Raw genomic sequence first — 18,718 nt, forward strand, 5'->3', positions numbered from 1 at the left:
GTGCCGTCAGGCACATTCAATTTGACTAAAACGGAACATCATCCTTGGCGGAGAGAAAGCGGGAAACCACCTTTTTGGTACCAGCCTTGTCAAAATCGACCTCGACCTTGTCACCCTCGATACCAATAACGGCGCCATAGCCGAATTTCTGATGAAACACGCGCTCGCCCATGGTGAAACTCGCAACTGCGGTCGCGTCGATCACCGTATTTCGGCTTTCGCGGGGTTGAGATGTCCCATATTGCCCCTGCCGCGCCTGCATCCGCCTCCAACCTGGCGAGTTGTACACATTCGCTTCAGCCGCACGGGTCTCAATACTCGCCGTCGGCTGCCCGCCCCCGTACAACCCGGGTGGCGTCAGAACTTCGACATGGTCTTCAGGCAACTCATCAACGAAGCGTGACGGCATTGCATTCTGCCACTGGCCAAACACCCGACGATTGGCCGCAAAGGAAATCGTACAGACTTCTTCCGCGCGGGTGATGCCCACATAGGCCAGTCGCCGCTCCTCTTCGAGGCCCTTGATCCCGGACTCGTCCATTGATCTCTGTGAGGGAAACAGCCCGTCTTCCCACCCCGGCAAGAACACGGCCGGAAACTCAAGCCCCTTTGCCGCGTGCAGAGTCATGATGGAAACCTTGGCCCCATCGCCCTCTTGCTCATTGTCCATGACTAGGCTGACATGCTCAAGAAACCCTTGCAGGTTCTCGAAATTGTCCAGCTGGTTGACCAGTTCCTTGAGGTTTTCCAACCGTCCCGGAGCTTCCGGAGTCTTTTCGTTCTGCCAGTGGGCCGTGTAGCCGGATTCGTCCAGAATGATCTGTGCCAGTTCGATATGTGAGACCTCGGGCTCACCAAACCGCATCGGAGCGGAGCCATCATCAATTACAGAATCATCGTCAACCTCGATCCGAGGACCTCGGGTCATCGCATTCCAGCGGGCCAACCCATCAATCAACTCGCGCAGCGCTTTGCCGCCCTTACCCTTGATCAGCCCGTTATCGACTGCAATGCGCGCGCCATCGACCAGAGACACGCCATTTTCCCGTGCCGTCATCTGAATCGTCTGCTGCGCCTTGTCACCAAGCCCACGCTTCGGAGTGTTTACAATCCGCTCGAACGCGAGATCGTCACCGGGGCTGACCACCAGCCGGAAATACGCCATTGCGTCGCGAATCTCCATCCGCTCATAGAATCGCGGGCCGCCTATGACCTTGTAGGGCAGACCAATGGTCAGAAAACGGTCCTCAAACGCCCGCATCTGATGGCTGGCCCGCACGAGAATCGCAATTTCATCCAGATTGAAGGGTCGCACCCCGCGCGTTCCGCCCTGCATCGCGTCGATTTCTTCACCGATCCAGCGGGCCTCTTCCTCGCCATCCCAGTGGCCGATTAACCGTACCTTTTCGCCATCCTGCGCATCAGTCCACAGTTCTTTGCCCAACCGGCTTTCATTGCCGCGAATTACATTGGACGCAGCCGCCAGAATATGTGGGGTTGAACGATAATTTTGTTCCAGCCGGACAACATAAGCCCCGGGAAAATCCTTCTCAAACCGCAGGATGTTGCCCACCTCGGCCCCTCGCCAACCATAAATTGATTGATCGTCATCCCCAACGCAACAAATGTTCTTGTGCGCCCCGGCCAGCAGCCGCAGCCACAGGTATTGCGCGACGTTGGTATCCTGGTATTCGTCCACTAGGATGTAGCGGAACCAACGTTGATATTGCTCCAACACATCCTGATGGGTCTGGAAGATCGTGACCATGTGCAACAGCAGATCACCGAAATCCACCGCATTCAGCTCGCGCAGCCGGATTTGGTACTGAGCGTAGATCTCAATTCCCTTGTGGTTATAGGCGCCGGCATCGGCAGTAGGCACCTTGTCGGGCGTAAGCGCCCGGTTCTTCCAGTCATCAATGATTCCGGCCAACATGCGCGCAGGCCAGCGTTTGTCATCGATATTGGCCGCCTGAATCAGCTGTTTGAGCAGCCGCAGTTGATCATCCGTATCTAGAATGGTGAAATTCGATTTCAGATCGACCAGTTCTGCGTGCCGCCGCAGCAGCTTGACGCAGATCGAGTGGAATGTGCCCAGCCAAGGCATCCCTTCGGCCGGTTGCCCCAACAAACGGCCCACGCGGTTCTTCATCTCGCGCGCGGCCTTGTTGGTGAAAGTCACCGACAAGATTTCGTTCGGGCGCGCCCGCCCGGTACTAAGCAGATGCGCGATACGCGCGGTCAGTGCCTTGGTTTTGCCCGTACCTGCGCCTGCCAGCATCAGGACAGGCCCGTCCAAACGCTCGACCGCATCGCGCTGCGCGGGGTTCAGCTCGTCCAGATAAGGCATAGGGCGCGCGGCCATGGCCCGCGCGGACAGGGATGCGCCCTCGAAGGCGTCCATTTCGTCAAAACTGCTCATCTTTCCAAACTACGCTGGATGAAGGCTGAGGGAAAGGGTTTGTTCACGCCTTGTTCGCACAGTTTTTGATGCAGTGTTACGATCAATTCTATTCAAAACTTTTGACCTGCGGACGACCACGTTAACCATCTGTAAAACCCCCGGCGCGATGATCAGTAAACTGCTGTGGGAGCGCAAAGAAATGACTCAGGAGAAACGGGGGGGCGTAAATCACCGGCTGAAATGGATCGGCATCAGCATGTTGCTGATTTCTCTGGCAATTGGAAGCGGTTGGGGCGTGTACAAATTACCCGCCCCGCTGGTCGACAGGATGTTGAAGACCGACATTTTAAAGCAGGCCGAGCTGTGGAAACGCCGTGTCGTGTTGCACCTGGAGGACCCCGAAAGTGCCCTGGAAACCGGCGTAATCGATGCCCACGACGCCGAGTTTCTGACCTCGATGCCGGAGGCATCCGATGTTTACCGGTTCAAATTGTTTGATACGAATGGACGGGTCACGTGGTCGACTCGCCCGACTGAGATCGGCAGTGTCGAAAACCGCGATTTCTTTCGCAGCGACGTTGCCCGAGGGATGATTCACTACATTCAGGAAATTGTTCCTCTGTCCGAGATCGACGGGCTTGATCTACACACCGACAATATTGGAAACGCAACTCAGCACCATGTCGCAGAAGTCTTCATGCCCGTGACCAAGAACGGTCGCTTTATCGGCGCGATTGAATTTTTTACGGACATCTCTGATTTGCGCACCACTTTTGTTTCGCGGCTCAGAATTTCTTTAACAGTCCTGAGCGGTATCGCCCTGCTTGCTTTGGCTGCGGTTTCTTTTGCCAGCTACAGGACCAACCGCTTGCAAATGCAGGCACTTCAAAAACAATCGACCAAAGAGCGTGACCTGATGGAAGACCAATTGCGTCTGGCCCGCGAAGTCCGCTTGCTGGGCGAATTGAATGAGTGGCTGCAATCCAGCCGCTCTTTGGACGAGTTGTTCGATATGGTCTCGCGTTTCATGACACATATCCTACCTGAGGCCGAGGGCAGCGTTTACGTTTATTCCAACTCCCGCGATGTCCTGGATGGGTGTGCCAGCTGGAACGGCGGAACACACAAAGCACACATCCACCCCGAAGGGTGCTGGGGCCTTCGACGCGGCCGAACCTATGAATACGGCGCTTCAGAGATCGATTTTGTTTGTGAACATGCAGAACCCCATGATGGAAGGCCCTATTTCTGCTTTCCGATCCTCGCGCATGGGGAAACGGTCGGTCTCTTACATCTTCGTGCTCTCGAAAGCATGGATGTGGCGTTTCATGCTAGCAAAAAACTGGCTCAGCTTTGCGCCGAACAGATCAGTATGGCGATTGCCAATGTAAGAATGCGCGATCAACTGCATGACCAGTCTGTCCGGGATCCCCTAACCGGGCTGTTCAACAGGCGGCACATGATCGAAACACTGCGCAAATCCATCAACCGCAGTCAGCAAACTGGCGCGCCGCTGAGCCTGATAGCCGTAGATGTCGATCACTTCAAAAAGTTCAACGACACCCATGGGCATGATGCCGGTGACATGGTGTTGCGCGCAGTTGGCGCTGCATTGGAACAGGGCTGCGACCGGGACGAGGTTGCCTGTCGCATCGGTGGTGAGGAATTCATGCTGATCCTACCCGACAACACATCTGACGACGCGGTTACACGTGCCGAACAATTGCGGCAGGCGGTCGAGGCCGTCTCGGTGCGCTACGGTGAGAAATCCCTGCCCCGTATCACGATCTCAGTTGGGGTTTCGCATTATCCGGCGCATGGCACTATGCCGCAGGATCTGATGCGCTCTGCGGATGATGCGCTGTATGCGGCAAAAGACAAAGGTCGCAATCAAGTTCAGGTCGCAGGCAGCTGGGACGACGCACGGCAGATTTCCAAGCTCAAAAAGCCGATAAAAGCCGTTGTGGGGCAATCAACGGCTTAAATTCCTTGCCGAATCGCGCCTTTGGCCCGATCAATCCCCATGGACCTTCATAGTCGCTTTCCCGGCATCGCCGATCTGAAACACCGCGCCCAGCGCAGGATACCTCACTTTGTCTGGGAGTATCTGGACAGTGGAACCGGCGTTGAGGCCACGTTGCGCCGCAATCGCGACAGCTTGGACCGCGCCGGCTTTCTGCCTTCGATCCTCCACGGGCCGTTGGAATTTGACACCTCGACCAAGTTTCTGGGGCAGACCTACCCTTTGCCTTTCGGCGTTGCTCCGATCGGTATGGCAGGCTTGATCTGGCCCGATGCCGAAGGCCACTTGGCCCGTGCCGCTGCCGAAGCTGGGTTGCCCTTTACCTTGAGCAATGTCGCCTGCCAAAGCCCCGAGGACGTCGCGCCCCATCTAGGTGAAAACGCTTGGTTTCAGCTGTATCCGCCTAAAGATCCGGACATTCGTAAAGATCTTCTGAATCGGGTCCGGGATGCTGGCTTTACGACGCTTGTAATGACTGCAGACGTTCCGGTTGCATCCAGACGCGAACGTCAGACACGCTCGGGCCTGACCAATCCACCACGATTGACACCGCGCTTGCTGGCCCAAATCGCAATGCGGCCTGAATGGGCGCTTGGAATTGCGCGCAGTGGGCCTCCGCGGATGCGGACACTGGACAAATATACGGACAACTCCAGCAACCTGCCACCAACCGCACATGTTGGATATTTGCTCCGTACGTCTCCGGATATGGACTATGTTCACTGGCTGCGCGATGCCTGGGATGGTCCACTGATCGTGAAAGGCGTACAGCGCCCTGAAGATGCCGAACCGTTGCAGAAGGCGGGTGTGGACGCTCTGTGGCTATCAAATCATGGCGGTCGGCAATTTGACGGCGCCCCGGCCAGTATCGACGCCCTTCCCGCCATTCGCGCGGCCACCGACTTGCCCCTGATCTTCGACAGCGGGATTGAAGGTGGTTTGGACATTTTGCGAGCCAAGGCCTTAGGGGCCGATTTCGTGATGTTGGGCCGTGGCTTCATGTACGGGCTTGCCGCCCTGGGCGCAAAAGGCCCAGCCCACGTTATCGACATTTTGCGGCAGGACATGCACGCGAACATGGGCCAATTGGGCGCCGAGTCGCTGAATCACCTACCGCCCATTACCCCGCTTGTTCATGCCGCGATGCAGCGTTAATAAGTAGATAGCGCTAACAGGGGGCGTTTGCGAGCGTTAACATGCCGGTTCTACCCAGAACGACTGATATACGTACGCGTATTGTCCGCCTATCAACACGGCCAAACAAGTAGGACCGGGACCCGACATGACTGAATTCAACAAGATCCTGATCGCCAACCGAGGCGAGATTGCCATTCGCGTGATGCGCGCAGCTAATGAGATGGGCAAGCGTACTGTTGCCATCTTTGCCGAAGAGGACAAGCTGGGCCTGCATCGTTTCAAAGCGGATGAGGCATATCGCATTGGCGAGGGCATGGGGCCTGTTGCCGCCTACCTGAGCATCGACGAGATCATCCGCGTCGCGAAGGAATGCGGGGCGGACGCGATCCACCCCGGCTATGGCCTGCTGTCCGAAAACCCGGACTTCGTGGATGCTTGCGTGCAAAACGGTATCACCTTCATTGGCCCCAAGGCCGAAACCATGCGCGCCCTGGGCGACAAGGCCAGCGCGCGCCGGGTGGCCATCGCCGCGGATGTACCTGTCATCCCGGCGACAGAGGTTCTGGGCGATGATATGGATGCAATCCGCGCCGAGGCCAAAGAAATCGGTTATCCACTGATGCTCAAAGCGTCCTGGGGCGGCGGCGGGCGCGGTATGCGCCCGATCCATTCGGAGGATGAGCTAGAAGAGAAGGTTTTGGAAGGTCGCCGCGAAGCCGAGGCCGCATTCGGCAATGGAGAGGGTTATCTGGAAAAGATGATCATCCGCGCGCGTCACGTCGAGGTGCAGATCCTGGGCGACAAGCACGGTGAGATCTATCACCTGTATGAACGCGACTGCTCAGTCCAGCGCCGGAACCAAAAAGTTGTCGAACGCGCCCCTGCCCCTTACTTAAGCGAAGAACAACGCGCCGAGATCTGTGAACTGGGCCGCAAAATCTGCGCGCATGTGAATTATGAATGCGCAGGCACGGTTGAATTCCTGATGGATATGGAAACCGGCAAGTTCTACTTCATCGAAGTGAATCCGCGCGTGCAGGTGGAACACACGGTTACCGAAGAGGTCACCGGTATCGACATCGTTCAAGCTCAGATCCTGATCGCCGAGGGCAAAACCCTAGCCGAAGCCACAGGTGCCGCCAGCCAGGCAGACGTGCATCTGACCGGCCACGCGCTGCAAACCCGGATCACTACCGAAGATCCGCAAAACAACTTTATCCCCGACTATGGCCGTATTACCGCCTATCGATCGGCCACCGGCATGGGAATCCGTTTGGACGGCGGCACGGCTTATGCAGGCGGGGTCATCACGCGGTACTATGACTCGCTGCTGACCAAGGTGACCGCCAAGGCACCAACGCCCGAAGCGGCGATCGCCCGGATGGACCGCGCCCTGCGCGAGTTCCGTATTCGGGGCGTCAGCACCAATATCGACTTTGTCATCAACCTGCTGAAACATCCGACTTTCCTGTCGAATGAATACACCACCAAGTTCATCGACACGACGCCGGATCTGTTCACCTTCAAGCGCCGCCGCGACCGGGGCACCAAGGTGCTGACCTATATCGCCGACATTACGGTGAACGGCCATCCCGAAACCAAAGACCGCCCCGAACCACGCGCTGACTTGAAAGAGGCCAAGGCACCTGCGCCAAAAGCCGAGGCACAGATGGGCACCCGCAACCTGCTGGAACAAAAGGGCCCGCAAGCCGTGGCCGACTGGATGAAGGCGCAGCGTCAGCTTTTGATCACCGACACCACCATGCGGGACGGCCATCAGTCTTTGCTGGCGACCCGGATGCGGTCGATCGACATGATCAAGGTCGCGCCAACCTATTCGGCCAACCTGCCACAGCTGTTCTCGGTCGAATGCTGGGGCGGTGCAACATTCGACGTGGCCTATCGGTTCCTGCAAGAATGCCCCTGGCAGCGTCTGCGCGACCTCCGCGAAGCGATGCCGAACCTGATGACCCAAATGCTGCTACGCGGTGCAAATGGGGTTGGCTATACCAACTATCCCGACAACGTGGTGCAGGAATTCGTTCGTCAGGCGTCGCAGAATATCGACGTGTTCCGCGTGTTCGACTCTCTGAACTGGGTTGAGAATATGCGCGTCGCCATGGACGCAGTTGTTGAGAACGGCAAAATCTGTGAAGGAACGGTCTGTTACACCGGTGACATTTTGGACCCGGATCGCGCCAAGTATGACCTGAAGTACTATGTCGGCATGGCGAAAGAGCTGCGCGATGCGGGTGCTCATGTCCTTGGCCTCAAGGACATGGCGGGGCTATTGAAACCAGCCTCGGCGCGCATCCTGATCCGTGCACTGAAGGAGGAGGTCGGGCTACCGATCCACTTCCACACACACGACACCGCAGGCATTGCCAGCGCGACCATTCTGGCGGCATCAGAGGCCGGCGTGGACGCGGTTGATTGCGCGATGGATAGCTTCTCAGGCAACACCTCGCAGGCGACGCTGGGGACGGTGGTCGAAGCGCTGCGGCATACCGAGCGTGACACTGGGCTGGACATCAAATCCATCCGTGAGATCAGCGATTATTTTGAGGCGGTCCGTGGGCAATATGCGGCCTTCGAATCCAGCCTGCAGGCCCCGGCATCCGAGGTCTATCTGCACGAGATGCCCGGCGGTCAGTTCACTAACCTCAAGGCGCAGGCGCGGTCGTTGGGGCTGGAGGAACGCTGGCACGAAGTCGCCCAGATGTATGCGGACGTGAACCAGATGTTCGGTGACATTGTGAAAGTGACACCGTCGTCCAAAGTTGTGGGTGACATGGCGTTGATGATGGTCAGCCAGAACATGACCCGAGAGCAGGTCGAAGATCCGAATACAGATGTCGCCTTCCCCGACTCGGTCGTGGACATGATGCGCGGCAATCTGGGTCAACCACCGGGCGGGTTCCCAGACACCATCGTCACGAAAGTACTTAAAGACGAAGCGCCCAATACAGATCGCCCCGGCAAGGATGTCCCGCCGGTTGACCTTGAGGCTACACGTGCCGAGCTGTCCAAACAGCTGGAAGGCAAGGAGGTCGATGACGAGGATCTGAACGGTTATCTGATGTACCCCAAGGTTTTCCTGGACTACATGGGGCGCCACCGGACCTATGGCCCTGTTCGAACGCTGCCGACCCGCACATTCTTCTATGGAATGGAGCCGGGCGAAGAAATCACGGCTGAGATCGACCCAGGCAAAACGTTGGAAATCCGCTGTCAGGCCATCGGTGAGACCGATGAAAAGGGCGAGGTCAAAGTATTCTTTGAGCTCAACGGCCAACCACGTGTGATCCGGGTGCCGAACCGTTTGGTCACCTCAACGACACAGTCCCGACCAAAAGCTGAGGCCGGTAATCCCAACCACATCGGCGCACCGATGCCTGGCGTTGTTGCCACCGTTGCCGTGACTGTCGGCCAAGAGGTCAAGGAAGGCGATATGCTGTTGACCATCGAAGCGATGAAAATGGAAACCGGCATCCATGCCGAGCGTGATGCGACGGTAAAGGCCGTTCACATCCAGCCGGGCGGTCAGATTGACGCAAAGGACCTACTGGTCGAACTGGAATAACCGACCTAACGTTCTCAGGAACAAGGGCCGTTCGGGTAACCGGGCGGCCTATTTTTTTGAAAGGAGCAGACCATGCTGTCCATCACCCCTGTCTACGCCGCGTTGCTGGCACTTCTTTATGTCACGCTCAGTGTGCAGGTCATCCTGCAACGCCGCAGCGACAAGATTTCATACGGTGATGGTGGAAACACTGGCATGCTCAAAGTAATGCGCACCCATTCCAACTTTGCCGAATACGCGCCGTTCGCACTGCTGCTGATCGCCATGGTCGAGCTTCAGGGTGCCGGTGCGTGGCTGGTCAACCTATTGGGCCTTGGTATTCTGGCCGGGCGGGTGCTGCACGCTTATGGGTTCGGGCGCCAACCGCAGATTGTGATTCTGCGCCAGATCGGCATGTTGTTGACCTTCGCGGTGATGGTAATTGCGGCAATATCCAGCCTTTTGATGGCACTATGAGCGGGCGGCGGGGTCATCACCCCGCCAAAATCCGCGTTTCGATTCGGGGCGCTTCCATAAAGAAAGGCTCCGCTTCGCCCAAACGATTCTGATCCGTGTCTCCGATGGTTGACGCCAGCAAAATCATCGCCGCTAGAGCCGCCATCTTCAGGTCCTTAAAATACGTCATTTATGTCACCTCCACAGTTTCTATTCTTGGATGCTTTGGTTCTTGAACGGTTGAGAGGCACAATTCCGTCGCAAAGAATTTTCCTCTTTTTTGCTTTTTCCGCTTGCAGGCATGCGTGGGAATTTATACATCCCTCCTCACTCAACGGCGCGGGCGTAGCTCAGGGGTAGAGCATAACCTTGCCAAGGTTAGGGTCGGGCGTTCGAATCGCCTCGCCCGCTCCATTGAGAGACCGAAAGGTCGAAAATATGTATCTGATGCGGGCGTAGCTCAGGGGTAGAGCATAACCTTGCCAAGGTTAGGGTCGGGCGTTCGAATCGCCTCGCCCGCTCCAGATACAAACCTCTCTGAACATGCTGGTTCTTTCGGTGCCGTTGCGGCATCCTCGTGATTACACGCAGTCACGACAGAGGTGCGCCCATGCCAGAATACGTAATTCGTGCTTTGACAGAAGACGAGGTTCAAACGGCCGTCGATTGGGCTGGTCAGGAAGGCTGGAACCCCGGCCTGCACGATGCTGTTTGTTTCCGCAGTTCCGATCCCGAAGGGTTTAAGGGTGGATTTTTAGATGGGCAGATGATCGCATCGGCTTCGGCCGTGAATTACGATGATAACTACTCGTTTTTAGGGTTTTATATCGTGCGTCCCGAGTATCGCGGATCGGGATATGGGTTGCAGGTTGCCGAGGCCGTCAAATCGCATTGCCAGGACCGGAACATGGGTATGGACGGCGTAGTCGAGCAGCAGGACAATTACCGCAAATTCGGGTTCGATCTGGCCTATGACAACTATCGTTTCTCAGGCACAGTCGGCGGAATTCTGGGTCAGTTAGGCCGGTCGCAGCACGATCAGGTCATCCCTCTGAACGCCCTGACGGATGAGTTGAGGCAGTATGACCGTGGCTTGTTCCCTGCCCCGCGCGACACATTCCTTCACGCATGGCTGGATGCGCCCAATCACGCCTCTCGGGTGTTTGAGGAAGACGGTCAAATCAGGGGATATGCAACGCTGCGCCGTTGCCTGAGTGGTTACAAGGTCGGCCCTTTGTTCGCAGATAGCCCTGAGATCGCTCAGACCCTTTTGGTGTCGCTGCTGTCGACACTTCCCGCCGATCAGTCGGGGGCCGAGGTGTTCATCGACATGCCAAACCCCAATGCGCACGCTATGGCAATGGCGCAACAGTTGGGGTTGACCAAAGTATTCGAAACCGGCCGCATGTACTCCAGCCATGCGCCGGACATTGATCTGGACCGAATTTATGGGATCACGACATTCGAATTGGGATAAGCGCGTTCCGCGCGCGACATTTTAAAAGGAAATCAAACTATGCCCGGCACCACCCAAAAGCGATTGCTGCTTGAGATGTTTGAGAACCTGCCGGGCATAGCTTTCATGCTTTTGTTTCGGGCCACAGACGATCTGCAATTGGCTGGGTGGGTCGGAACGGTTCTGGCCGCCTCGGTTTGCGTCACCTATGTCAGGAATACGCTGCGCCCTCAGCCCATTTTACTTGGGATCAACGTCTTCATGGTGGCTATCACGCCGGTCATTGAAGGCTTGATCATGCTAGGTTACCGCAACGCTGCAACCCTTTTGACCGGGAACATCGCAACTCTCGTTCTGATCAGTGTGTTTTTTACGGGTGCCATTTTAACCCGGTTCAGAACGGACGGTTTTCTGAACTATCAGACCAGCGGAACGAAACAAAAACGCGCGCATTCTGCCGTTTTGCTGTTTGTCTGCGCAATCGCAATCGTGTGGTCGCTCCTGGCCGGAGACAATTATTTGATCTCACTTGGCATTCCGCTGATGGTGTTGTTTGGCGTACATCAGTTGCTCCGGGCGGGAACAACTGATCAGCAAGCACGCAATGGCGCGATTCTGGCCTGTACTTCTTCACAAAGCTCGGTGTCCGAGGCGTCGATCTGACTCAGAACGCCTTGAAGGTCATGGTAGTTAAAGACCGTTCGATATTCGGTATCACCAGCAGGTTTTCATTGATGAAATGGCCGACATCGTCCGTTTCCGGGATGTATAGCTTGAGCATCAGGTCATATTCGCCGCTGGTTGAATACAGCTCGGAATGAATTTCGCGCAGCGCGATCTCTTCGGCGACCTTGTAGGTGGTGCCAGGTTTGCAGCGGATCTGGATGAAAACGCAGGTGGACATGATTTTGACCTGTTGATTGAGTTTCCGGCAGGCTGGCATGGCAGGACACCGGGTGCAATCCCCTGCAACAGATTGCAGCGAAAGCAACGGTTGGACTGGATAAGCCGGTCAAACCCCGTCTATAAGCGCGCCTGTAGCAAAAGGAATTCGCCCATGCGCAGCGCAAAGATCAGCCGTCAGACCGCCGAGACCGAGATTACGGTCGAAGTCAATCTTGACGGGACCGGCACCTATGACAACCAGACCGGTGTTGGGTTCTTCGATCACATGCTGGACCAGCTTGCGCGCCATTCGCTGATCGACATGACGATTAGCGCCAAGGGCGATTATCATATCGACGACCACCACACTGTCGAAGATACCGGCATTGCACTGGGCCAGGCGTTGACGCAGGCCTTGGGCGACAAGAAAGGCATCCGTCGCTATGGCGAGTGCCACTTGCCCATGGATGACGCGCAAGTACGCTGCGCGCTGGATCTGTCGGGTCGCCCGTTCTTGATCTGGAACGTGGACCTGCCGACCCCTAAGATTGGCAGCTTCGATACCGAACTGGTGCGTGAGTTTTTTCAAGCGCTCAGCACGCATGGCGGCATCACGCTGCACATCGACCAACTACACGGCTTCAACAGTCACCACATTGCCGAGGCCGCGTTTAAAGCCGTCGCACGTGCTTTGCGTCTGGCGGTTGAAACCGATCCGCGCAAAGCGGATGCGATTCCGTCCACGAAGGGCGCGCTGTAAATGCTGACGGCCATTATCGACTACGAAAGCGGCAACCTGCACTCGGCCGAAAAGGCGTTTCAGCGCATGGCGCGTGAGGTGGATGCCGGTGAGGTTGTCGTGACCTCTGACGCCGACGTCGTTGCACGTGCGGACCGGCTGGTTCTGCCCGGTGACGGTGCTTTTCCGGCCTGTGCAGCCGAGTTGCGCGGCCACAAAGGTATCTATGACGCAATGGTTGAAGCGGTCGAACAGAAAGGCCGACCCTTTCTAGGCATCTGCGTGGGTATGCAATTGATGGCCTCCAAAGGCCATGAATACTCCGAAACCGACGGCCTGGGTTGGGTCGCGGGTGACGTCGTGCGGATCGAACCGGCAGACAAAGCACTGAAAGTGCCGCATATGGGCTGGAACGATCTGGTTCTGGAAAGCGATCATCCGGTCTTTGCTGGCGTAAGAACGGGCGACCACGCCTATTTCGTGCACTCCTACCATTTCCGGGTCAGCGATCCGTCGCAACGGCTGGCCTATGTGGAATACGGGCAGGAAGTCACGGCCGTGATCGGCCGTGACACTATGGTTGGTATGCAGTTTCACCCTGAGAAGAGTCAGGAAGTCGGGCTGCGCATGATCGGAAATTTCCTGACCTGGAAACCCTGATCGGTTACTGAACCCGCGTCCAGTCCTGCCCGCGGCACACCAGACCGCCCGCGACACAACCTTTGACTGTCAGTTTGTTCTGGCTGTCCAGTGTCATTTTCGAACTGTAAGTTTTGTCGCGGTCCGGGGCCCAGATCTTGCCGCCGCCATAGTTGCCGCCGCCGTCGGGCACCATATCCCAGATGATCTGCTTGCCGAGGTTTTCATACTCCAACTGCTCATTTCCGTCTTTATCAAAAGCGGTGTCAATGGTGCCACAGATCGCGCTGCCACATTCAGCGATCGAGACATGCAGATAGCCCCCTGTGTCGCCCGGCTCGGTCTTCCAAAGCCCGTCAACCGGATCAGCGGCAAAAGCAGCGCTGGCCAGTACAGCGAATCCAGCTGCGAGTGTAAATGTCTTCATGATTTCCTCCCTTATTTCCGCTCAGTCTGGCCCGGCTGGGCAATTCCGGCAAGATTGACTTGGCGTCGCGTTGCATCCCCTGCCCCGCATGTGCGATATCCCGCGCGAACAGTTTTGATATAGGGCCGCCTGACATGATCCTCTACCCCGCCATCGACCTCAAAGACGGCCAGGCCGTACGCCTGCTGCGCGGTGAAATGGACCAGGCGACCGTGTTCAACGATGACCCTGCCGCGCAGGCACGGGCCTTTGTGGACGCTGGCTGTGAATGGCTGCACTTGGTCGACCTGAATGGCGCATTCGCAGGTGAACCCGTGAACGCCGCCCCGGTCGAGGCGATCCTGAAGGAATGCAATGTACCTGCGCAGCTTGGTGGCGGGATACGTGATATGGCCACGATCGAAACCTGGATCGAAAAAGGCTTGGCGCGAGTTATTCTCGGCACCGTAGCAGTCGAAAACCCCGATCTGGTGCGCGAGGCCGCTAAGGCTTTTCCGGGCAAGGTTGCCGTCGGCATAGACGCGCGCGACGGGATGGTCGCCACTAAAGGCTGGGCCGAGGAAACCAACGTCAAGGTCACCGACCTGGCCCGCAGCTTCGAGGACGCGGGCGTTGCGGCCATCATCTATACCGATATCAACCGCGACGGGGCGATGCAGGGCCCGAACATACAGGCAACGGCGGATTTGGCCCGCGCTGTGTCCATCCCCGTTATCGCCTCGGGTGGGGTCAGTTCTTTGGATGATCTAATCGCCCTGCGTGATTGCGGCGTGGCGCTGGATGGCGCTATCTCGGGGCGGGCGCTTTATGACGGCGCGATTGACCTGTCGCAGGCCATTCGCGCCCTAAGCTGATCACTCGGCCGCGACCGAAGTCAGTTTGGCAAGCGCACCTCGCATCTTTTCTATGACAGGTGACTTCTCGACTTCGTCAAACTCGTCCATCGTCTCTTTGGGATCCTCGTAGGCCAGCCAGACCTGTCCGTTCGCGTCTTCGTATGCCTGCACTTTGAGCGGGAGGAAAAGCCCCGCGCGTGGATCTATCTGCATCGCGGGGGTGCCCAGTGCCGGGTTGCCAAAGATCAGTACCTGGTTTGCAGGGATGCTCATGCCAACCTTTTCCGCACCCGCCGCGTGATCAACGCGGGCAAAGACAGTCGCGCCCGCATTGCCGACAGCCGCTTCCAGAGCGTCCATCGCCTCTTGTACCGATTTACTTGTGTTTACCTTGATGATGTCATCGGCCATTGCGGACATCGCCCCTCCAAAAGTCAAAATTGTTGCCAGTATCAGATTTCGCATATCGGGTTTCCTTCTATGATTTCCAAACAAATTGTCTCAGTTTTTCACTATCTTACAATCACAACTCCGGCATCAGCGGAGCGTTGCCACGTACCCGAAAATTCGCTGCTCGACGTTCGCACGGACCGTTCCGCATTCAGGGACAATAACCCATTCTGACAGATATTTTACCTAGCTTAGCCTAAACTTGGTCTTAATTGGCCTGTAGCAATTCGCCAACGACCTCGAGCAGGGATTTCCGCCGTGAGTATTGCGAGCACAGAGTATTCGAACAATTCTTGGTTCAGAATTGCAATCATATTTAGTTTTTGCGTGACGGTATTTGTCAGTGCTGCTTTGTTGTTTTTTGTCCAGCCCCTGTTTGCCAAGCTGGTCTTGCCGCAAATCGGTGGCGCGCCAGCGGTTTGGACGACTGCGATGCTTTTTTTTCAGGTGGTTTTGATCGTGGGCTACATTTACGCTCACGTGCTGACGAAATGGATACCCCTGCGCTGGCAGTTGGTTACTCATCTGGCCCTTTGGGCGGCTGCACTCACCTACCTGCCCCTCTCAATAAGCGATGGCTGGAGCTATGACGCATCCAGCTCCACTGCACTGCAAACCCTAAAATTGTTTGCCGTGGGCGTTGGCCTACCATTTGCGGTTCTGTCAGCGAACGCGCCTTTGCTTCAAGCGTGGTATTCGCGGTCCGGCGGACCTTCGGCTGACGACCCCTATTTTCTCTACAGCGCAAGCAACGTGGGGTCACTTCTGGCCCTTTTGGCCTTCCCACTACTTGCGGACCCCCTGCTGGGTGCGAGTGCGACCAGTGATATTTGGTCCATCGGGTTTGTCGTCTTCGGCGGACTGATGGCGATCAGCGGCCTGTTTGCACTCCGCGGATCAAGCAGCGTCAATGCCCCAATCGCAACCGATATCGCGATTAGCACTCCAAAGCTGAAGCAGATCGCAACCTGGATTGTGATCGCCTTTGTACCTTCATCTCTGATGCTTTCTTTCACCACGAAAGCCAGCACGGATCTGGGTTCAATCCCATTGATTTGGGTTGTACCTCTGGCGACTTACCTTCTGACCTTCATTTTCGCCTTTGCAAAACTGAAATGGTTGAGTGTCAAATCCCTGCACATTCCAATGATTTTGGCGCTGGCGACTGGCGCAGTCCTTTTGTCCAATCTGATCGACCATCACAAAACCCCGATCGTATTTTTGCTGTATGTTCCGGTTCTTTTTGTAATCGCCCTCTTTGCGCACAGATTGCTATACGAAATGAGACCTGCGGCAGAGCAATTAACAGTGTTTTACATCGCATTGTCGGTGGGCGGTGCATTCGGCGGATTGTTCAATTCCATTCTCGCCCCGTTGGTGTTTGCCCAGGAAGTCGAGGCGCACCTGACATTTATTTTGGCTGCTGGATTGCTCTTGATCGGACAAGGCGCAGTTACCCCCAGGAACCTGGCATTTGGTCTGATCGTCAGCTACCCGATCCTTTTCGCCTTCGGTATGATTGATGGAATAGAGCCACTTGGAAAGGGCGCTTTGCGCGCGGTTGTTGCATCCGCGATGCTGCTGACCGCATTAATCCTGTTCCGCAATCAACCTGCACGCATCATCGCCGTTGTCGCAGCACTCATGTTGCCGGTTCTTTGGCCGCAAAAGGGCGCGCTACTTCAAGATCGAAGCTTTTTTGGAACCCACGGTGTGTACTCGAAAGCGGGTCTCAGAGTTTACCGAAACGGAACTACGCTGCACGGTTTGCAGTTGGAATCGGACTTTGGCAAGAAACCTACGCCTAAGTCTTACTACTACCCCAATGGGCCAATGGCTCAGGTCATAACGTCTGAATTCGGGCGCCAAGCCGACAGCATTGGCATTGTCGGCCTCGGGGTCGGCGCTCTGTCCTGCTACAAGCTTCCAACTCAGGAATGGGCATTCTTTGAAATCGATGCCTTGGTCAATCAGGTGGCACGCGACCCATCCCTTTTCACCTATATCTCAGAATGCGCGCCGAATTCGCCAACGCATCTTGGTGACGCGCGCATCGTTCTGGCTCAGACAGACTATTCCTTCGATATTCTGGTCCTGGACGCATATAGTTCTGACGCGATCCCTTTGCACCTGACAACAGAAGAAGCAGTGCAGATGTACACAGAACGACTGGCTGACGACGGTATTCTGGTCTTCCACATTACCAACCGCTACTACGATCTGCTCGACCCACTTGCGCGGATTACGGACAAGCTTGGTCTTCATATGGCACACCAGTTTCATCAAATCGAAACGGGTAGCCAAGAAATTGGCGCACATAAATCGCACGTTGTGATCGTTAGCCCAGAACAAGCTAGGATCGACAGTTTTGTCCAGAACGGCAAATGGCAGCCCGTGGTTTCGGATGGGGGTGAGCCGTGGACGGATGACAAGGCCAACCTACTGTCCGCGCTCAGATTGCTTAAAGACAAACAGCAGTAGAACCGGCGCTGTATCTCAGCCAGTGATTTACCCCGCCGATTTCCGAAAGGTGTCCCAACGCCACTGGAAACGGCGGGGTTTTGCCGATACAGGTGCGTCAACAAAGGACGCTGGCATGCTAAAAACTCGTATCATTCCCTGTCTGGATGTCGCCGATGGACGCGTTGTCAAAGGTGTCAACTTCGTTGGCCTGCGTGACGCAGGCGATCCTGTGGAATCAGCCAAAGCCTATGATGCGGCAGGCGCGGATGAGATCTGTTTTCTGGACATTCATGCCACTCATGAAAATCGTGGCACCATGTTCGATGTGGTTCAGCGCACGGCAGAACAGTGCTTTGTTCCTCTGACGGTCGGCGGAGGTGTCCGCACCAAAGACGACGTGCGTGCGCTGTTGCTGGCGGGTGCCGACAAGGTCAGCTTCAATTCGGCCGCAGTCGCCAACCCGGATGTCATCGCAGAAGCTGCCGATCAGTTCGGCAGCCAGTGTATTGTGTGTGCCATCGACGCAAAAACAACGAGCCCTGGCAAGTGGGAGATCTTCACCCATGGCGGCCGCAAGCCAACAGGCATCGACGCGGTTGAGTTCGCCAAAACTGTCGTCGCCAAAGGCGCTGGAGAAATCCTGTTAACCTCGATGGACCGCGACGGCACCAAAGCCGGGTTCAACCTGCCCCTGACCCGCGCAATCTCGGACGCGGTGGACGTGCCGGTGATCGCCTCCGGCGGTGTAGGCAACCTAAACCATCTGGTCGAAGGTGTGACGGAAGGCGGGGCCAGTGCCGTGCTGGCCGCTTCGATCTTTCATTTCGGCGAATACACCATTCGCGAAGCCAAGGAACACATGGCAGCGGCTGGTATCCCCATGAGGTTGACATGAGCATCCTGCACGAACTGGCCGCTACGATCGAGACCCGCAAAGATGCGGCACCTGATTCCAGCTGGACCGCAAAGCTGCTGGCCAAAGGTCCGGAGAAATGCGCCGAAAAATTCGGCGAGGAAGCCGTTGAGGCCATCATCGAAGCCGTTAAAGGCGACAAAGACAAGCTGACGGCCGAGGCGGCAGATGTCCTCTATCACTTGCTGGTCATGCTGGCAGCGCGAGACGTTGCACTGGACGACGTACTGGCCGAAATCGCCCGACGCCAAGGCACAAGTGGCATCGCAGAAAAAGCATCACGCCCCAAGACCTAAGGGCGGGTTCCGTCCTGCCGCCCCGCCCTATA

17 protein-coding genes and 2 tRNA genes are annotated in these 18,718 nt (G+C 56.5%); 14 read left to right on the forward strand and 5 right to left on the reverse strand.

Features of this window, described 5'->3' with window-relative positions:
• Positions 1 to 25 precede the first annotated feature (25 nt).
• A complete protein-coding gene (locus GOW92_RS05350; RefSeq protein ID WP_170558617.1) occupies positions 26 to 2,422 on the reverse strand; it encodes an ATP-dependent helicase in 2,397 nt (798 codons plus the stop codon).
• Positions 2,423 to 2,603: 181 nt separating this feature from the next.
• Between GOW92_RS05350 and GOW92_RS05355 the strand changes: the two genes are divergently transcribed.
• The 4 genes from GOW92_RS05355 to GOW92_RS05370 all read left to right on the forward strand — a co-directional run bounded on the left by GOW92_RS05355 (position 2,604) and on the right by GOW92_RS05370 (position 9,603).
• Positions 2,604 to 4,388, forward strand: a complete 1,785-nt coding sequence (locus GOW92_RS05355) for a sensor domain-containing diguanylate cyclase (RefSeq protein WP_170558619.1) — start codon at positions 2,604 to 2,606, stop codon at positions 4,386 to 4,388.
• Between the two features lie 39 nt (positions 4,389 to 4,427).
• Positions 4,428 to 5,582: an alpha-hydroxy acid oxidase gene (locus GOW92_RS05360; protein WP_170558621.1), complete on the forward strand. Its 1,155-nt coding sequence runs from the start codon at positions 4,428 to 4,430 to the stop codon at positions 5,580 to 5,582.
• Between the two features lie 127 nt (positions 5,583 to 5,709).
• Positions 5,710 to 9,147, forward strand: a complete 3,438-nt coding sequence (locus GOW92_RS05365) for a pyruvate carboxylase (RefSeq protein WP_170558623.1) — start codon at positions 5,710 to 5,712, stop codon at positions 9,145 to 9,147.
• Between the two features lie 72 nt (positions 9,148 to 9,219).
• Complete coding sequence (locus tag GOW92_RS05370; protein WP_170558625.1) at positions 9,220 to 9,603, forward strand: MAPEG family protein; 384 nt, start codon at positions 9,220 to 9,222, stop codon at positions 9,601 to 9,603.
• A gap of 16 nt (positions 9,604 to 9,619) precedes the next feature.
• On the opposite strand, the gene GOW92_RS05375 is transcribed toward GOW92_RS05370, so the two are convergent.
• Entirely contained in the window at positions 9,620 to 9,772 is a 153-nt protein-coding gene (locus GOW92_RS05375; RefSeq protein WP_170558627.1) for a hypothetical protein, read from the reverse strand.
• Positions 9,773 to 9,921: 149 nt separating this feature from the next.
• On the opposite strand from GOW92_RS05375, the gene GOW92_RS05380 reads away from it, so the two are divergent.
• The 4 genes from GOW92_RS05380 (at position 9,922) to GOW92_RS05395 (ending at position 11,701) form a co-directional block, all read left to right on the forward strand.
• Positions 9,922 to 9,996: transfer RNA gene (locus GOW92_RS05380), tRNA-Gly, on the forward strand.
• Between the two features lie 35 nt (positions 9,997 to 10,031).
• Positions 10,032 to 10,106, forward strand: a tRNA-Gly gene (locus tag GOW92_RS05385).
• An 86-nt stretch (positions 10,107 to 10,192) separates the two neighbouring features.
• Positions 10,193 to 11,059, forward strand: a complete 867-nt coding sequence (locus GOW92_RS05390; RefSeq protein WP_170558629.1) for a GNAT family N-acetyltransferase — start codon at positions 10,193 to 10,195, stop codon at positions 11,057 to 11,059.
• A gap of 39 nt (positions 11,060 to 11,098) precedes the next feature.
• A complete protein-coding gene (locus tag GOW92_RS05395; protein ID WP_170558631.1) occupies positions 11,099 to 11,701 on the forward strand; it encodes a hypothetical protein in 603 nt (200 codons plus the stop codon).
• 1 nt (position 11,702) lies between these two features.
• Here GOW92_RS05395 and GOW92_RS05400 read toward each other — a convergent pair whose 3' ends face one another.
• The gene (locus tag GOW92_RS05400; protein WP_170558633.1) at positions 11,703 to 11,942 is read right to left on the reverse strand and encodes an Lrp/AsnC family transcriptional regulator; all 240 of its coding nucleotides are present in this window, start codon (positions 11,940 to 11,942) and stop codon (positions 11,703 to 11,705) included.
• Positions 11,943 to 12,095: 153 nt separating this feature from the next.
• Here GOW92_RS05400 and hisB point away from each other — a divergent pair, with 153 nt between their 5' ends.
• Positions 12,096 to 12,683 carry an imidazoleglycerol-phosphate dehydratase HisB gene (gene hisB, locus GOW92_RS05405; protein WP_170558635.1) on the forward strand — a complete coding sequence of 196 codons (588 nt, stop codon included), beginning with the start codon at positions 12,096 to 12,098 and terminating at the stop codon, positions 12,681 to 12,683.
• A complete protein-coding gene (gene hisH, locus GOW92_RS05410; RefSeq protein ID WP_170558637.1) occupies positions 12,684 to 13,322 on the forward strand; it encodes an imidazole glycerol phosphate synthase subunit HisH in 639 nt (212 codons plus the stop codon).
• A gap of 4 nt (positions 13,323 to 13,326) precedes the next feature.
• Here hisH and GOW92_RS05415 read toward each other — a convergent pair whose 3' ends face one another.
• Complete coding sequence (locus GOW92_RS05415; RefSeq protein ID WP_170558638.1) at positions 13,327 to 13,728, reverse strand: DUF2147 domain-containing protein; 402 nt, start codon at positions 13,726 to 13,728, stop codon at positions 13,327 to 13,329.
• A gap of 134 nt (positions 13,729 to 13,862) precedes the next feature.
• Here GOW92_RS05415 and hisA point away from each other — a divergent pair, with 134 nt between their 5' ends.
• Positions 13,863 to 14,582, forward strand: a complete 720-nt coding sequence (gene hisA, locus GOW92_RS05420; RefSeq protein WP_170558640.1) for a 1-(5-phosphoribosyl)-5-[(5-phosphoribosylamino)methylideneamino]imidazole-4-carboxamide isomerase — start codon at positions 13,863 to 13,865, stop codon at positions 14,580 to 14,582.
• Here hisA and GOW92_RS05425 read toward each other — a convergent pair whose 3' ends face one another.
• The gene (locus tag GOW92_RS05425) at positions 14,583 to 15,029 is read right to left on the reverse strand and encodes a DUF302 domain-containing protein (protein WP_254452900.1); all 447 of its coding nucleotides are present in this window, start codon (positions 15,027 to 15,029) and stop codon (positions 14,583 to 14,585) included.
• Between the two features lie 312 nt (positions 15,030 to 15,341).
• On the opposite strand from GOW92_RS05425, the gene GOW92_RS05430 reads away from it, so the two are divergent.
• The 3 genes from GOW92_RS05430 to GOW92_RS05440 all read left to right on the forward strand — a co-directional run bounded on the left by GOW92_RS05430 (position 15,342) and on the right by GOW92_RS05440 (position 18,686).
• Entirely contained in the window at positions 15,342 to 17,495 is a 2,154-nt protein-coding gene (locus GOW92_RS05430) for a spermidine synthase (RefSeq protein WP_368040251.1), read from the forward strand.
• A 115-nt stretch (positions 17,496 to 17,610) separates the two neighbouring features.
• The gene (hisF, locus tag GOW92_RS05435; protein ID WP_170558642.1) at positions 17,611 to 18,372 is read left to right on the forward strand and encodes an imidazole glycerol phosphate synthase subunit HisF; all 762 of its coding nucleotides are present in this window, start codon (positions 17,611 to 17,613) and stop codon (positions 18,370 to 18,372) included.
• Positions 18,369 to 18,686 carry a phosphoribosyl-ATP diphosphatase gene (locus GOW92_RS05440; RefSeq protein WP_170558644.1) on the forward strand — a complete coding sequence of 106 codons (318 nt, stop codon included), beginning with the start codon at positions 18,369 to 18,371 and terminating at the stop codon, positions 18,684 to 18,686. Before hisF ends, GOW92_RS05440 begins: the two co-directional genes overlap by 4 nt.
• The last annotated feature ends 32 nt before the right edge of the window (positions 18,687 to 18,718 follow it).

The organism is Ruegeria atlantica (genome assembly GCF_013032505.1).
GTDB lineage: Bacteria > Pseudomonadota > Alphaproteobacteria > Rhodobacterales > Rhodobacteraceae > Ruegeria > Ruegeria atlantica_F.

Bases quoted from the DNA above. Each gene is read 5' to 3' on its own strand.
- GOW92_RS05360 (WP_170558621.1), top strand. From the start codon at position 4,428: ATGGACCTTCATAGTCGCTTTCCCGGCATCGCCGATCTGAAACACCGC.
- hisA (WP_170558640.1), top strand. From the start codon at position 13,863: ATGATCCTCTACCCCGCCATCGACCTCAAAGACGGCCAGGCCGTACGC.
- GOW92_RS05350 (WP_170558617.1), bottom strand. From the start codon at position 2,422: ATGAGCAGTTTTGACGAAATGGACGCCTTCGAGGGCGCATCCCTGTCC.
- GOW92_RS05390 (WP_170558629.1), top strand. From the start codon at position 10,193: ATGCCAGAATACGTAATTCGTGCTTTGACAGAAGACGAGGTTCAAACG.
- hisH (WP_170558637.1), top strand. From the start codon at position 12,684: ATGCTGACGGCCATTATCGACTACGAAAGCGGCAACCTGCACTCGGCC.
- GOW92_RS05425 (WP_254452900.1), bottom strand. From the start codon at position 15,029: ATGCGAAATCTGATACTGGCAACAATTTTGACTTTTGGAGGGGCGATG.
- hisB (WP_170558635.1), top strand. From the start codon at position 12,096: ATGCGCAGCGCAAAGATCAGCCGTCAGACCGCCGAGACCGAGATTACG.
- GOW92_RS05400 (WP_170558633.1), bottom strand. From the start codon at position 11,942: ATGTCCACCTGCGTTTTCATCCAGATCCGCTGCAAACCTGGCACCACC.
- GOW92_RS05415 (WP_170558638.1), bottom strand. From the start codon at position 13,728: ATGAAGACATTTACACTCGCAGCTGGATTCGCTGTACTGGCCAGCGCT.
- hisF (WP_170558642.1), top strand. From the start codon at position 17,611: ATGCTAAAAACTCGTATCATTCCCTGTCTGGATGTCGCCGATGGACGC.
- GOW92_RS05440 (WP_170558644.1), top strand. From the start codon at position 18,369: ATGAGCATCCTGCACGAACTGGCCGCTACGATCGAGACCCGCAAAGAT.
- GOW92_RS05355 (WP_170558619.1), top strand. From the start codon at position 2,604: ATGACTCAGGAGAAACGGGGGGGCGTAAATCACCGGCTGAAATGGATC.
- GOW92_RS05395 (WP_170558631.1), top strand. From the start codon at position 11,099: ATGCCCGGCACCACCCAAAAGCGATTGCTGCTTGAGATGTTTGAGAAC.
- GOW92_RS05365 (WP_170558623.1), top strand. From the start codon at position 5,710: ATGACTGAATTCAACAAGATCCTGATCGCCAACCGAGGCGAGATTGCC.
- GOW92_RS05370 (WP_170558625.1), top strand. From the start codon at position 9,220: ATGCTGTCCATCACCCCTGTCTACGCCGCGTTGCTGGCACTTCTTTAT.
- GOW92_RS05375 (WP_170558627.1), bottom strand. From the start codon at position 9,772: ATGACGTATTTTAAGGACCTGAAGATGGCGGCTCTAGCGGCGATGATT.